Genomic DNA, 15,160 nt, shown 5'->3' with positions numbered 1-15,160 from the left:
TTTAGACGAAACGGTCAGGCACGTAACGAAATGTAGTTGTTAAGCCGTCGCGCCGGCCAACTTTACCGACCCTCATTTGTCCATGTCCGCGCGCGCGTTGCCTGGATCGGACGAGGCGGATGGCGCGCCCGAACCGGCCGCGCCAGTGCCCGGAACTCCGTTCGATGAACCCTGAGATGTCGACGTTCCGCTTGCCGACCATTCCTGCAGCTTGCGTCCGGCGGTTTGCAAGCCGGCTCCGGTATCGCTTGCTGCGTTCGCGATGGCCGCGTTCGTCGCGCTTGCAGCGCCATCCAGATTAGCTCGTGCCGTAGCCGCGACCCCGCTAGCCGACATATCCGGCAAAGTCCCTGCAGACTGAATGTTCTGCTGCGCCGATTGCTTGACCGAATCGACGTGCTGCCCGACATAGTTCGCGGCCTGATCGAACTTCTGCCCAGCCTGACTCGCGACGCCGTTCAGCGCGCCCATGGCCTGCCCTGCCGCTGCATCCTGCTTTTCGCACGCCGCGAGAAATCCGATCACGACGACCACGCTTGCGAGCCGGTTCATTCCTTTCGTTTTCAACTTGTTCATTTCTCTTCTTCCTTGCCCGGCGCGTCTGCTGCACTCGCCCGGTGTCCATTCGAAAATTCCACCGCTGATGCCAGACAATAATAACCGCCGATGGTCTTCGTCTTCCGATCACAACACGACGTTAGCCGTTCGGCCTGGTTTTTCGCATCTGCGCCAGTCTGGTTCAAACCCCACAATCCAAAATGTTAATGATCGGACCGGCTTTCAGACGCTTCTGATTCATTTCATGAGTCGCTCTTCCTATAGTGCGGACCATCCTTGTTTCCACGTTGAAGTGTCGTCATGATTCTCATGAACTTGCTGGTCGCCCTGATCGCCGGACTGATTCTCTTTGAACCGTTCACGCGTGCACCTGTTTCGCGTTCCATCCGTTTTACGGGGCATCGCAATCGCGCGAAACGCGCTTTCCTCCAGGCGGGCGCAGCGCTGTTCGCGGCATTGATCATTGCAACGAGTGAGCCATCACCACAGCAGATTTCCCCGATCCTGGTCCTGAGCAGTTCAGCATTACTCGCGGCAGCGGGAATCTATTGGGCCTGGCGCGGCACACGCCTGCTCAAGCCGCGCAAGATGTTTTCGGCGCACTAATGGGGCACGCGTGCAGTTATGTGGGGCGCTAAACATTCGTGCTCGACGTCTGGCGCGAACTCACAGCCAGCACTTGCGAGTTCCGGAGTTCACCAGAAAGAACTAAACAGCAGCAATGTAGCTGATGCGATTTGAAAAGTAGGATGCCGTAAGGATTACGCGGTCGGCGGTATAGCAATCAATCTCATGCCCGTCCGAAGCAGCGAGCGCATCGCGGGCAAAAAAAAGGCGCTACGTTGCCGTAGCGCCTTAAAAGTTCTAGCCATTCCGAGGGCCGTGCTAGAACCTGAGAGCTGGTGATCGAGTGACTGATGAGCATGTTAAACATCTCTAACCAGTACTTTCGAAATCGGGTTCCATTTTTTACGTTATGCGAAACCGAGTCAAGCGAAATTTCGAGGGGTGAGCGACTATCCAACGGTACGGTACACAGTTTTAATGACAAAAACGGGTCCAGAAAATGCATCTTATAGCGGTTGGTTGATACGATTCCGATAAGCGGGACGCTCGTCGTCGGTCAGTATCGAGGATCGATGGCGAACGCCCTTCCCAACGAAACCAAGTTCCGAAAAATAAATGCATACAACTGAGAGCCGGCCATCGAGCCGGGAAAAAGAAAAAGGGCGCGACGGAGAAGAGGTCGTTGCATTGTCGCGAGGGCTGGACGTGCTGAGGCGGATCGCCGCCGCGGATGCTCCTGTCAGTAACCGGGAGCTTGCAGAGTGGACAGGAATTCCTAAGCCTACCATCTCGCGCCTGACAGCCACGCTTGTTGGCGCCAACCTTTTATTTCAATTGCCCGACAGTGAGCGCTTCGTACTTACTGCTTCCGTTCTTGAACTCAGCAATGGATTCCTGCGCAACTTCGACATCAGGGCACGTGCGCGGCCGTTTCTCATCGAGCTGGCTGACCGGACGACCTTGAGCGTTCATCTGGCTGTACGCGACCGCCTGGATATGGTCGTCATCGATACCATCCGGCCACGTTCCGCTGTGCTGGTATCGCGGCTCGAAGTGGGCGCACGCATGGATCTGGGGCGCACGGCGGTTGGCCGGGCCTATCTGGCCGCACTTGGTCAAGCTGAGCGGGAGAGCTTGCTCGAGAGCCTGCGTATGGCGTCGGGCGACGATTGGCCCAGCATCGATAGCGGCTTGACGCCCGGGCTCGAAGACGCCTTGCTTCGTGGTTTCGCCATCTCTACCGGCGAGTGGCATCACGGGCTGAACGCTGTTGCGGCGGGTTTTGTCGGGCCGTCGGGGCAACGTTACGCAGTGAATTGCGGCGGCGCCGAGTATCAGGCACCCCGGGAAGCGCTGCTCGAAACAGTGGCACCGGCACTGCTTGAGTGTGTCGTGAAAATCACGAATGAGATTGGCGGTACGCCGACTGCACGCTTGAGCGAATAAGCGCTACATGAATGGATGCCGCACCTTTCTCGTAGGTACGGCATCCATTTCGCATCGAGCGATGGCTAATGCCAAACTTTCATTTTTATTTCAATAAACTCTCTGCCGAGCGCCTTCGCAGGAATCGGTAAACTTCTTGCCCGCAATCCACCACTCCTCCCTTTCCAACGCGTAACCGCAGTCGTGTAACGCTCGTAATCAATCGAAAGAAAGATAACTGGACTGCAAGGAAGCGCGGGACGTAGCATCATGCTTCGCGCGCCCGGCCATCGCTTAAACGCTATCATCTGACGCTTCGCCCAACCGCTTCGGGCGCCATCGCGCCCATACCGGGCCTGACATGCGGCGTCGGCGCGGCTTCAAGATCGGCCAGCTCCGGCCGCCTTTCGAACCGTCAATGCGAACGTTCAGCGAGGCCCGCACCCGCGCATCAAGACACCGCGTGAAGATATTTTCCAAGCCCACCGACTCACCGAGCTACTGAAACGATGGACGAACAAAAAAAACACCCAGCGCCACCGCCTCATACTGAAATGCGTTCGCCCAGTTCCCAAGCTTCCACTCCTCATCCTCCCGCGCCCCGGCCCCGCAGCCGCAAGCTGCTGTGGATCGTGGTGCTGGTATTGATCGTGATCGGCTTGTTCGCCTGGCATCCGTGGAACCGGGGAACCGCCGACAACACGCAGCAAGCGCGTCAGGCAGGCGGCCGGCGCGGCGGTGGTCCGGGCATGGGCGCGCAGCCGCAACCGGTGCACGTCGCAACCGTCACGCAGGGCGAAATGCCGGTGGTCATCAACTCGCTCGGCACGGTTACGCCGCTGGCTTCCGTGATAGTCAAGACGCAGATCAACGGCACGCTGCAGGAAGTCGCATTCCGCGAAGGGCAGATGGTCAAGAAAGGCGATCTGCTGGCACAAGTCGATCCGCGTCCGTATGAAATCTCACTGCGCAACGCGCAAGGCACGCTCGCGAAAGACCAGGCGTTGCTGCAGACCGCGCGGCTCGATCTGCAGCGCTACAAGGTGCTGCTTTCGCAAGACTCCATCGCGAGCCAGCAGGTGGACACACAAGCGTCGCTTGTTCAGCAGCTCGAAGGAACTGTGAAGTCGGATCAGGCGAACGTGGACACGTACAAGCTCGACCTCAACTACGCGCGCATCACGGCGCCGGTGTCGGGACGCGTCGGCTTGCGACAGGTCGATCCGGGCAACTACGTCACGACCGGCGACACGAACGGCGTGGTTGTCATCACGCAACTTCAGCCCATCAGCGTGATTTTCACGACCTCCGAGGACAATCTGACCGCCATCCTGAAGCCGCTTCATGCGGGCTCGAAGATGTCGGTGACGGCCTACGACCGGGCCAATACAACGTCGCTGGAAAGCGGATATCTGGAAACAGTCGATAACCAGATCGACACCACCACCGGCACGGTCAAGCTGCGCGCGACCTTCGACAACAAGGAAGCGCTGCTGTTTCCCAACCAGTTCGTGAACACTAAACTGCTGGTCGATGTCATCAAAGACGCGACCATCGTTCCAACGCCCGCGGTGCTCAACGGTTCATCGGGGGCATTCGTGTATGTGGTGAAGCCGGACAACACCGTGACGGTGCGCAACGTGAAGATCGGTCCGGTCGACGGTGAGCGCACGAGCATCAAAACAGGTCTGCAAGTGGGCGAACGCGTGGTGATCGACGGTTCGGACCGACTGAAGGAAGGCGCGAAGATCACCATTCCCGCCGATGCACCGAAGGGCGCCTCGGGTGCGTCGGGTGCAGCGGCGGCGTCGGCGGCATCAGGCGCGCGCGGTGCTTCTGGCGCGCATCGTGGCCGTCATCGCCCGCAGCCGCAATAACGCATTGATGCTCCCTAACCGCACCGAAACCGCATGAATCCATCGCGTCCCTTTATTCTGCGTCCGGTCGGCACGGCGCTGCTGATGGCGGCAATCATGCTGGTCGGCCTCGTTGCGCTGCGCTTTCTGCCGCTCTCGGCGCTGCCGGCCGTCGACTATCCGACCATCCAGGTGCAGACGTTCTACCCGGGCGCGTCGCCGGATGTGATGACCACGTCGGTCACCGCGCCGCTCGAAAAGCAGTTCGGGCAAATGGCCAGCCTCAACCAGATGTCGTCGCAGAGTTCGGCGGGCGCGTCCGTCATTACGCTGCAGTTCAGTCTCGACTTGCCGCTCGATATTGCCGAGCAGGAAGTGCAGGCCGCCATCAATGCCGCGGGCAATCTGCTGCCCTCCGACCTGCCCGCGCCGCCGATCTACGCAAAGGTGAATCCCGCCGACGCCCCGATCATCACGCTCGCGATCAGCTCGAAGACCTTGCCGCTTACGCAGGTCCAGGATCTTGCCGACACGCGTCTTGCGCAAAAGATTTCGCAAGTCGCAGGCGTGGGCCTCGTGTCGGTCAGCGGCGGCAATCGGCCGGCCGTGCGAATCCAGGCCAATACGCGCGCGCTGGCGTCGTACGGATTAAATATCGATGACTTGCGCACGACCATTTCGAACCTGAACGTCAACACGCCGAAGGGTAATTTCGACGGCCCTTCGCGCGCCTACACGATCAACGCGAATGACCAATTGACCGATGCCAACGCGTACCAAAGCGCGGTCATCGCGTACAGGAACGGCCGGCCCGTGATGTTGACGGACGTCGCGACCGTGGTCTCGGGTCCGGAAAACACCAAGCTCGGCGCGTGGGTGGACAACACGCCCGCCATCATCCTGAACGTGCAGCGCCAGCCGGGCGCGAACGTGATTGCCGTCGTCGACGGGATCAAGAAGATCTTGCCGCAATTGCAGGCGGCGCTGCCTGCCGCGCTCGATGTACGCATCGTCACGGATCGCACCACGACCATTCGCGCGTCCGTGCGCGACGTTCAGTTCGAACTCGCGCTTTCCGTGGTGCTGGTCGTGCTCGTGATCTATCTGTTTCTCGCGAACGTCTGGGCCACGCTGATTCCAAGCTTGTCCGTGCCGGTCTCGTTGATCGGCACGCTCGCCGTCATGTACCTGTGCGGTTTCTCGCTCGACAACCTCTCGCTGATGGCGTTGACCATCGCGACCGGCTTCGTGGTCGATGACGCCATCGTCATGATCGAGAACATTGCGCGGTACGTGGAAGAAGGCGAAGCGCCGCTCGAAGCCGCGCTGAAAGGCTCGAAGCAGATCGGCTTCACGATCATCTCGCTGACGGTTTCCCTGATCGCCGTGCTGATCCCTTTGCTTTTCATGGGCGATGTCGTCGGCCGTTTGTTCCACGAGTTCGCGATCACGCTGGCGGTGACCATCGTGATTTCGGCAATTGTGTCGCTCACGCTCGTGCCCATGTTGTGCGCAAAGCTGCTGCGCCATACGCCGCCAACCGAGACGCACCGTTTCTCGGCACGGGCGCATCAATTCATCGATTACGTGATCGGGCGTTACGCCGTTGCGTTGACGTGGGTGCTCGACCGGCAGCGTTCCACGCTGGTTGTCGCGTTGCTTACGCTAGTGTTCACCGCCCTCCTCTACATATGGATTCCGAAGGGATTTTTCCCGATCCAGGACACGGGCGTGATACAGGCGATCACGCAAGCGCCGCAAGCGGCTTCGTACCAGGCAGTGGCTCAGCAGCAACAAGCGCTCGCCGCGCAGATCCTCAAGAATCCGGACGTCGAAAGCCTGACGTCGTTCATCGGCGTGGACGGGACCAACATCACGCTGAACAGCGGCCGGATGCTGATCAACCTGAAACCGCGCGACGACCGCAGCAGCACGTCGAGCGACGTGATCCGCAACCTGCAGCAGGACGTCGCGAACATTCCCGGCATTCGGCTTTACATGCAGCCGGTGCAGGATCTGACCATCGATTCCACCGTCAGCCCGACGCAATATCAGTTCATGCTGACCGATCCCAACTCGGCCGAGTTCGCCGAATGGGTGCCGAAGCTCACCGCGCGTTTGCAGCAATCGCCGGAACTCGCCGATGTCGCCACCGACCTGCAGCAGAACGGGCAATCGGTGTACGTGGAAATCGACCGCGCGACGGCGGCGCGTTTCGGCATCACGCCGGCAACCGTCGACAACGCCCTTTACGATGCCTTCGGCCAGCGCATCATCTCGACCATCTTCACGCAGTCGAACCAGTACCGCGTGATCCTGGAAAACGAGCCGACCGACGCGCACTACAGCGAAATCCTGAGCGGCATTTACCTGCCGTCATCAACGGCGTCGAACGGGCAAGTGCCGCTGTCTGCGATCGCGACGTTCCATGAACGCGCTGCGCCGCTTCTCGTCACGCACCTCGGTCAGTTCCCGGCGACCACGGTGTCGTTCAACCTCGCGCCGGGCGCGTCACTCGGCGCGGCGGTGAAGGCCATCGATCAGGCGAAGCAGGACATCAATCTGCCGGCGTCGTTCCAGATCCGCTTCCAGGGCGCTGCGCTCGCATTCCAGGCGTCGCTTTCCAACGAGCTGTTCCTGATCCTCGCCGCGATCGTCACCATGTATATCGTGCTGGGCGTGCTGTACGAGAGCTTCATCCATCCGATCACGATTCTTTCCACGCTGCCTTCCGCCGGTGTCGGCGCGCTGCTTTCGCTGATGATCACCGGGCACGATCTCGACATCATCGGGATCATCGGCATTGTGTTGCTGATCGGGATTGTGAAGAAGAACGCCATCATGATGATCGACTTCGCGCTGGAGGCCGAGCGCGAGCAAGGCAAGACGCCGCGCGACGCCATTTATCAGGCGTGTTTGCTGCGCTTCCGGCCCATCTTGATGACGACCATGGCCGCGCTTCTCGGCGCGTTGCCGCTGATGCTCGGCTGGGGCGCGGGGTCGGAGCTAAGAAGACCTTTGGGGATCGCGATTGTCGGCGGTTTGATCGTGTCGCAGGCGCTCACGCTCTTCACCACGCCGGTGATCTATCTCGGCTTCGACTCGCTCGGCCGACGCGTGCGCGCGCGTTTCAACCGGAACGCGCCGCCCCGCCCCGCGGCGGAAGTGGAGTAAGCGCATGAACCTGTCGCAACCGTTCATCGCGCGCCCGGTCGCCACTACGCTGCTGGCGATCGGCATTGCGCTGGCAGGTTTGTTCGCGTTCACGAAGTTGCCGGTCGCGCCTTTGCCGCAAGTCGATTTCCCGACCATCTCGGTGCAGGCGAGCTTGCCGGGCGCGAGTCCGGAGACGGTGGCGACCAGCGTGGCAAGTCCGCTGGAACGCCACCTTGGTTCGATCGCGGATGTCACCGAAATGACGTCGCAAAGCTCGGTCGGCTCCGCGCGGATCACGTTGCAATTCGGCCTGAACCGTGACATCGATGGCGCCGCCCGCGACGTGCAGGCCGCCATCAATGCGGCGCGCGCCGACTTGCCCACGTCGCTCAGAAGCAATCCGACGTATCACAAGGTCAATCCGGCCGACGCGCCTATCCTGATTCTTGCGCTGTCCTCGCCCACCCGCACGGCCGGTTCGCTCTACGATTCCGCGGCGACGGTGTTGCAACAAACATTGTCGACGGTACCCGGCGTCGGCGAAGTCGATGTCAGCGGCTCAGCGAATCCAGCCGTGCGCGTGGAACTCGAACCGGGCGCGCTGTTTCACTACGGCATTGGCCTGGAAGACGTGCGCGCTGCGCTGGCATCGGCGAATGCGAACAGTCCGAAGGGCGCAATCGAGTTCAACGGCACGCACTTCCAGCTCTACACCAACGACCAGGCCACGAAAGCGGCGCAGTACCGCGACCTCGTGGTGGCTTATCGAAACGGCGCGGCCGTGCATCTGAGCGATGTAGGCGAAGTGGTCGATTCGGTCGAAGACCTGCGCAATCTCGGCTTGATCAACGGCAAGCGCGCGGTGCTCGTGATCCTGTACCGGCAACCGGGCGCGAACATTATCGATACCATCGACCGCGTGAAAGCCATGGTCCCGCAACTGCAGGCTGCGCTTCCCGCCGACATCGAGATCACGCCGACCGCCGACCGCTCGATCACGATCCGCTCCTCGCTGCACGACACGGAAGCCACGCTGATCATTGCAGTGGCGCTGGTCGTGATGGTCGTCTTCCTGTTTCTGCGGAACTGGCGCGCGACGCTGATTCCGAGCGTGGCCGTGCCCATATCGATCATCGGCACGTTCGCGGCCATGTATTTGCTCGGGTTCTCGCTCGACAACCTCTCGCTGATGGCGTTGACCATCGCGACCGGCTTCGTGGTCGATGACGCCATCGTGGTGCTCGAAAACATTTCGCGGCATATAGAAAACGGCGTGCCGCGCATGAAAGCCGCCATTCTTGGCGCGCAGGAAGTGGGCTTCACGGTGCTTTCGATGAGCATCTCGCTTGTCGCCGTGTTCCTGCCAATCCTGCTGATGGGCGGCATTGTCGGGCGGCTGTTCCGGGAATTCGCGCTGACGCTGTCGCTCGCAATCGCTGTTTCGCTGGTTGTGTCGCTGACGGTCACGCCCATGATGTGCGCGCGGCTCTTGCAGGAACCGCACAACCAGAAACCGCCCGGCCGTTTTTCGCGCTGGCTCGAACGTCAGTTCGATACCATGCAACGCGGTTATGGCCGCACGCTCGGCGTGGCGCTCGCGCATCCGAGAATCGTCTTGCTGGTGCTGATCGCGACGGTCGGGTTGAACGTTTATTTGTACATCATCGTGCCGAAGGGATTTTTTCCGCAGCAGGATACCGGGCGGATCGTCGGCGGAATCCAGGCTGACCAGAGCACGTCCTTCCAGGCCATGAAGGGCAAGTTTTCGGACATGATGAAAATCGTGCAAGCCGATCCCGCCGTGGAAAGCGTCGCGGGTTTCACCGGCGGCCGGCAGACGAATTCGGGTTTCATGTTCATCTCGCTGAAACCCAAGAAAGAGCGCAAGGTTTCCGCCGATGCCGTGATCCAGCGCCTGCGGCCGGCGTTATCGAACGTGGCGGGCGCACGCACTTTCCTGCAAGCCGTTCAGGACATCCGCTCGGGTGGCCGGCAATCGAACGCGCAATACCAATTCACGTTGCTCGCGGATTCCACCGCGGACCTTTACAAGTGGGGCCCGAAACTCACCGATGCCCTGCTCGCCCGCCCCGAACTCGCCGACGTCAACTCGGACCAGCAGCAAGGCGGTCTGGAATCGTTCGTCACGTTCGACCGCGCGACCGCCGCGCGTTATGGCATCAAACCGGCGCAGATCGACAACACGCTTTACGATGCCTTCGGCCAGCGACAGGTATCGACCATTTATAACGAGCTGAGCCAGTATCACGTGGTGATGGAACTCGCGCCGAAGTACTGGCAAGACCCGGAAATGCTCAGGCAGATCTACATCAGCACGTCGGGCGGATCGGCGAACGGCGCGGCATCGACGAACGCGACGACCACCACGTCGTCTTCCGCCGCGACCAGCGTGACAACCGCCGCCGATGCCTCGACGAGCGTCAACAGCGCGCTCGCGCTTGCATCCATTCGCAACAGTGCAACCAACGCGATTGCGGCAAGCGGCAAATCGAGTTCGTCTTCGGGCGCGGCCGTGTCGACGTCGAAGGAAACCATGATCCCGCTCTCGTCCATCGCCAAGTTCGGGCCGGGCAACACGCCGCTTTCGGTGAATCACCAGAGCCAGTTCGTGGCATCGACGATTTCGTTCAACCTGCCCCCCGGCAAGTCGCTTTCCGACGCCACCGCCGCCATTTACGAGACGATGGCGACCATCGGCGTGCCGGCCACGGTTCGCGGCAGTTTTGCAGGCACGGCGCAGCAGTTCCAGGATTCGACCAAGGACCAGCCTATCCTGATCCTGGCGGCGCTCGCGGCGGTTTATATCGTGTTGGGGATCTTGTACGAAAGCTATATTCACCCGATCACCATTCTTTCCACGCTGCCTTCGGCGGGTATCGGCGCATTGCTTGCGCTGCTGTTATTTCGCACTGAATTCAGCATCATTGCGTTGATTGGCGTGATTCTGCTGATCGGGATTGTGAAGAAAAACGCCATCATGATGGTCGATTTCGCGATTCAGGCGCAGCGGCACGGGGCTTCGACTTCGCGCGCGGCAATCGAGGAAGCCTGCTTGCTGCGCTTCCGGCCGATCATGATGACGACCGCCGCCGCGTTGCTCGGCGCGTTGCCGCTTGCGTTCGGAACTGGCGAAGGATCCGAGATGCGCGCGCCGCTCGGGATTGCAATTGTGGGCGGGTTGATCGTGAGCCAGTTGCTGACGCTTTACACCACGCCGGTTGTGTACCTTTATATGGACCGCGTGCGGATCTGGTCGGAAAACCGCCGCGCTCGCCGCGACCCGCAAAGACCGGCGAGCGTGACGGAGTAAACGAAGTAACACGACGCCGCCAGCAGATTTTGCGGAAATGGCTTAACGTTTCCTTCTGTCCACCATAGAAGGAGCGTTTCAGCGATGAAAGTCCTGCTTATCGGCGCGAGTGGCCGTACCGGCCGTCACGTTGCCCGGCAACTGCGCGCCGCCTCCCTTCCCTTCAAGGTATTGCTGCGCAAATCGGCACAACGCGGTGAGTTCGCGGCGCTTGGCGCGCAGATCGTCCTGGGCGACCTGACACACGATTTTTCCCACGCGTTCGACGACATCACGCACGTGATCTACGCTGCGGGATCGGCGGAGAGCGAGGGCGTGAACGAAGAGCGCGCGATCGATCGCGACGCCGTTCAGCGCACGGCCGATTACGCCAAACGCCGCCGCACGCAACAGCTTGTGGTCATCAGCGCGATCTCGGCGTACTGGCCGGAATCCAGCACGCTCCAGCTCAAGCACTACTCGAAGATGAAACGCGAAGCCGACGATTACGTTCAGGCAAGCGGCGTTCCGTATGTGATCTTGCGACCCGGTGCGCTGTCCGATGAAACCGGCCGCGGCACGATCGGCCTCGCGACCGATCGCGACGCAAGCACCTTGCCAGTTTCACGAGACGACGTGGCGCGCGTTGCGGTAGCGTGCATTACCCGCGACGTGCGTGACGAGGTAATCGGGTTTGTCGGCGGCGACACGCCAATTAATGCCGCGCTCGACATCGTTCAAACCGCGCCGACCAGCCGATAACCCACGCCCGTCTCGGTCACGATGTGTTCCGGCTGAGCTGCGTCGCGTTCGAGTTTTTGCCGCAGATGCGCCATGTAGATGCGCAGATAGTGGTGGCTTTCCACGTGAGAAGGCCCCCACACTTCGCGCAATAACTGTCGATGCGTCAGCACCCGGCCAGCGTGCCGCACGAGCGTTGAAAGCAGCCGGTATTCGATCGGCGTCAGATGCACGGGCGCGCCCGCTCGCGTGACCTGACGCAGGCCGAGATCGATGGAAACTTCACCGAATTTCACCAACGGCGACTCACTCGATGCCGCCTGATTCCGCCGGCGCAAATGCGCGCGAATCCGCGCCATCAATTCCGATACACCGAAGGGTTTGGTCAGGTAATCGTCGGCGCCCGCATCGAGCGCCGCAACCTTCTCTTCCTCTTGCGTGCGCGCCGACAAAACGATCACCGGCAATTCAGTCCAGCTTCTCAGCTCGCGTATTACGTCGAGTCCATCCGTATCCGGCAAACCGAGATCCACGATCAGCAGATCAGGTTTGCGCGTAGCCGCTTCAACCAGCCCTTGCTTGCCCGTTTCGGCTTCATGCACAACGATGCCTTCAGCCTCGAGCGACGCACGCACAAAGCGGCGAATCTGCTTTTCGTCCTCGATCAGCACGACAGTCAATGTAGGTTCGCTCATGAGCTTTTCGGGTCGGACGGAGGGAAATCGGCGAAGTCCTGTTCGGCTTCATCGGAAAAAGACGGGACAGGCGGCGGTGGCTCGACGGGCAGCGTGAACCAGAAGCGCGCGCCTTCTATTTTCGCATCCGGGGCGGCCGCGTTCAGGCGGTTATTCGCGCCGATCGTACCGCCGTGCGCCTCCACGATCGCGCGGCAAATCGAGAGCCCGAGGCCGATACCCGGCTTCGCCGACTCTTTCTCTCCACGCGTGAACTTCTCGAACACGCGGTCTTCCATGTTCGCCGGCAGACCGGGACCGTTATCGTCGATATATACGCGTACGAATGGTTCGCCGCCCGCGCTAATGGTCTCGGCGCCGATCACGAGCTTCGAACCCGGCGGCGTATATTTCGCGGCGTTTTCCAGCAAGTTCGAGAAGAGTCGCTCCATCAGCACGGCATCGAGTTGAAGGAATGGCAGATCGGCGGGCAACCGGACTTCGACCGGACGGCCGTCCAGCACGCGCCGGCATGCACGAAGCGCAGCCCCGACCGTTTCTTCGAGCAGCGACCATTGCAGGTTCAGGCGCAAGCCGCCAGCCTGCAACCTCGCCATATCGAGCAGATTCGTGACGATGCTCGTCATGCGCAGCGATTCGTCGTGAATAGCCGATATCAACTCGGCATTTGCCGGTGAACGCGCGTCGCCATGGGCTTCGGCCAGCATGGACGCAAAGCCGACGATAGTCGTAAGCGGTGTGCGCAGATCATGCGAGATCGCGGACAGCAGCGAATTGCGCAGGCGCTCCGACTCCATGCTGACGAGCGCATCCCGCGCGATATCCACGTAATGCACACGTTCCAGCGCGAGCGCGATCTGCGCGGCGAATGCATCGAGCATTCGTTTTTGCTCGGGCACATCGAGTTCACTGGCATTGCGTGTGGTCACTGCAAGCACGCCGCGCGTGCGCATTGGCGCCTTCAACGGCAAATAAAGCGCAGCGGCGGCGGGCAGCGTGTCCGTTCCCCGGCCGGCTGGCTTCTGCTGGTCATAGACCCATTGGCCGACATCGAGATCGAGCACGCTTTCCTTCAGCAACCAGGCCTCGGCCGACGGTTCCGACGGGTCGAGTTTCTGGCGAACTTTATCGGTGGAATCGGGCAGCAGGATCGCGACCTTGGCGCGAAACACTTCACTCACATGCCGCATGCCGATACCCACGATCTGCTCGGTCGCGAGCGCCGCGCCGAGTTCGCCAGCCATGGCATACATGGCGCCCGTACGGCGTTCGCGTTTCGATGCAACCCGCGCCTCGCGCCGCAGACTCGACGTCAGGTGACTGATGACAAGCGAAGTCAGCAACATGCCGGTGAAGGTCAGCAAGTATTGTGTGTCGGTTACGGACAACGACATGCGCGGCGGCACGAAGAAAAAGTCGAAAGCAGCCACGCTCAGAAACGACAGAAGCACGCCCGGACCACGCCCGATCCGTGCTGCCGTGTAGATCACACCGACCAGATACAACATCACGAGATTAACGAGATCGAAGCGGTCGCGAATCTGGCTGGCAAGCACGGTAATGACCGCGCAGATGGCCACCGCGTACACATAACCGCGCGGCGCCGAGCGTTGCTCGCGCGCACTACTCAGCGCGTCGCGCCAGTCGGGTCCACCACTTTCTTCGGCCGCCGCATGAGCCGAGCCTTTCTCGCCTTCGCGCGCGCGAATCAGCGTGAGGTCCAGGTCTCCGGCGCGTTCGGCCAGCCGTTCGCCGAACGGCCGCTTTACCCATCGATCAAGACCGTGCCGCGCTGATGCTCCAGCAACGAGCTTCGATGCATTGCGAGCCTGCGCATACCCAATCAACGTGGCAACGGCATCCGCGCCGGCCAGCGTGACCGTCTCCGCGCCAAGTTCGGCTGCCAGCTTGAGCGCGCTCAGCGTGCGCTCGCGACGGGCATCGGACAGTTTTTGCAGGCGTGGCGTTTCGACGTACACCGCGATCCAGTCCGAACGCAGACTTGCAGCAAGCCGCGCCGCCGCGCGAACGAGCGTGGGCGCTTCGGGTCCCGGCCCTATGCAGACCACCAGCCGATCACGCGCTTGCCAGATTCGCTCGATGGAACGGTCAGCCCGATACTCACGCATCTGGGCATCGACGCGATCTGCCGTGCGCCGCAGCGCCAGTTCCCGCAGCGCAATCAGGTTGCCCTTGCGAAAGAAATTGCGTACAGCGTGCTCCGCCTGCTGCGGCATATAAACCTTGCCGTCGCGCAACCGCTCCAGCAGTTCTTCGGGCGGCAGGTCGACGAGCGTTACTTCGTCGGCTTGGTCCAGCACGCGGTCGGGCACCGTCTCGAACACGCGAATTTGAGTGATCTGCCCCACGATGTCATTCAAGCTCTCCAGATGCTGAACGTTCACCGTTGTGTAGACATCGATACCCGCGCCCAGCAGCTCATGCACGTCCTGCCAGCGTTTCAGATGGCGGGCGCCGGGAACGTTGGAATGCGCGAGTTCATCGACCAGAAGGAGTTGCGGACGACGCAGCAAGGCGGCGTCGAGATCGAAGTCTCGCAACGCGTGACCTCTGTACGCAATCTGCGCGAGCGGCAATTGTTCAATGTCTTCGGTCAACGCAGCGGTATCGGCGCGGCCATGCGTTTCTACGATGCCGATGACAACGTCGTCGCCCTGCTCCTTGCGCCGCTTTGCGGCGAGCAGCATGGCATAGGTCTTCCCAACGCCTGCCGACGCGCCAAAGAAAATCTTCAGCCGTCCGCGATGACGCTTTTCTTCTTCTCTTTGCAGCTTGTCCAGCAGCTCGTCTGGGTTTGGGCGGTTCATGTTCTGGCGTTCAGGATCGTTATA

Annotated in this window: 9 protein-coding genes; 6 read left to right on the top strand and 3 right to left on the bottom strand. The window is 61.0% G+C overall.

The genetic code is table 11. The annotated features are described in order from the left end of the window. Nucleotides 1-72 precede the first annotated feature (72 nt). Complete coding sequence (locus tag ASG35_RS02515) at nt 73-576, bottom strand: hypothetical protein (RefSeq protein ID WP_235527422.1); 504 nt, start codon at nt 574-576, stop codon at nt 73-75. A 282-nt stretch (nt 577-858) separates the two neighbouring features. Here ASG35_RS02515 and ASG35_RS02510 point away from each other — a divergent pair, with 282 nt between their 5' ends. From ASG35_RS02510 to ASG35_RS02480, 6 genes are all read left to right on the top strand, one after another. After that, complete coding sequence (locus ASG35_RS02510; RefSeq protein WP_056352429.1) at nt 859-1,164, top strand: hypothetical protein; 306 nt, start codon at nt 859-861, stop codon at nt 1,162-1,164. Nucleotides 1,165-1,740: 576 nt separating this feature from the next. Further along, nucleotides 1,741-2,571 carry an IclR family transcriptional regulator gene (locus tag ASG35_RS02505; protein WP_056352427.1) on the top strand — a complete coding sequence of 277 codons (831 nt, stop codon included), beginning with the start codon at nt 1,741-1,743 and terminating at the stop codon, nt 2,569-2,571. Between the two features lie 488 nt (nt 2,572-3,059). After that, the gene (locus tag ASG35_RS02495) at nt 3,060-4,427 is read left to right on the top strand and encodes an MdtA/MuxA family multidrug efflux RND transporter periplasmic adaptor subunit (RefSeq protein ID WP_056352422.1); all 1,368 of its coding nucleotides are present in this window, start codon (nt 3,060-3,062) and stop codon (nt 4,425-4,427) included. A gap of 33 nt (nt 4,428-4,460) precedes the next feature. Next, nucleotides 4,461-7,580 (top strand): MdtB/MuxB family multidrug efflux RND transporter permease subunit, encoded by a 3,120-nt coding sequence (locus ASG35_RS02490; protein WP_056352421.1) that lies wholly within the window; start codon nt 4,461-4,463, stop codon nt 7,578-7,580. Nucleotides 7,581-7,584: 4 nt separating this feature from the next. Then, nucleotides 7,585-10,893, top strand: a complete 3,309-nt coding sequence (locus ASG35_RS02485) for an efflux RND transporter permease subunit (RefSeq protein ID WP_056352420.1) — start codon at nt 7,585-7,587, stop codon at nt 10,891-10,893. An 84-nt stretch (nt 10,894-10,977) separates the two neighbouring features. Continuing rightward, on the top strand, nt 10,978-11,634 hold the full coding sequence (locus tag ASG35_RS02480) for an SDR family oxidoreductase (protein WP_056352419.1): 657 nt from the start codon (nt 10,978-10,980) through the stop codon (nt 11,632-11,634). On the opposite strand, the gene kdpE is transcribed toward ASG35_RS02480, so the two are convergent. Both kdpE and ASG35_RS02470 read right to left on the bottom strand, forming a co-directional pair. Further along, nucleotides 11,610-12,308, bottom strand: a complete 699-nt coding sequence (kdpE, locus tag ASG35_RS02475; protein ID WP_056352417.1) for a two-component system response regulator KdpE — start codon at nt 12,306-12,308, stop codon at nt 11,610-11,612. The two genes, ASG35_RS02480 and kdpE, sit on opposite strands and share 25 nt — an antisense overlap. Beyond that, nucleotides 12,305-15,136, bottom strand: a complete 2,832-nt coding sequence (locus ASG35_RS02470) for a DUF4118 domain-containing protein (RefSeq protein ID WP_056352415.1) — start codon at nt 15,134-15,136, stop codon at nt 12,305-12,307. The genes kdpE and ASG35_RS02470 overlap by 4 nt, the downstream gene beginning before the upstream one ends. Between the last annotated feature and the right edge of the window lie 24 nt (nt 15,137-15,160).

Origin of the sequence: Burkholderia sp. Leaf177, assembly GCF_001424345.1 — a bacterium.
Classification (GTDB): domain Bacteria; phylum Pseudomonadota; class Gammaproteobacteria; order Burkholderiales; family Burkholderiaceae; genus Caballeronia.
The sequence above is the reverse complement of the archived record's forward strand: the minus strand, read 5'-3'. Positions and strand labels throughout refer to the sequence as shown.

Coding starts and splice junctions, on each gene's coding strand:
- ASG35_RS02490 (WP_056352421.1), top strand. CDS start 4,461: ATGAATCCATCGCGTCCCTTTATTCTGCGTCCGGTCGGCACGGCGCTG.
- ASG35_RS02515 (WP_235527422.1), bottom strand. CDS start 576: ATGAACAAGTTGAAAACGAAAGGAATGAACCGGCTCGCAAGCGTGGTC.
- ASG35_RS02495 (WP_056352422.1), top strand. CDS start 3,060: ATGGACGAACAAAAAAAACACCCAGCGCCACCGCCTCATACTGAAATG.
- kdpE (WP_056352417.1), bottom strand. CDS start 12,308: ATGAGCGAACCTACATTGACTGTCGTGCTGATCGAGGACGAAAAGCAG.
- ASG35_RS02510 (WP_056352429.1), top strand. CDS start 859: ATGATTCTCATGAACTTGCTGGTCGCCCTGATCGCCGGACTGATTCTC.
- ASG35_RS02505 (WP_056352427.1), top strand. CDS start 1,741: ATGCATACAACTGAGAGCCGGCCATCGAGCCGGGAAAAAGAAAAAGGG.
- ASG35_RS02470 (WP_056352415.1), bottom strand. CDS start 15,136: ATGAACCGCCCAAACCCAGACGAGCTGCTGGACAAGCTGCAAAGAGAA.
- ASG35_RS02480 (WP_056352419.1), top strand. CDS start 10,978: ATGAAAGTCCTGCTTATCGGCGCGAGTGGCCGTACCGGCCGTCACGTT.
- ASG35_RS02485 (WP_056352420.1), top strand. CDS start 7,585: ATGAACCTGTCGCAACCGTTCATCGCGCGCCCGGTCGCCACTACGCTG.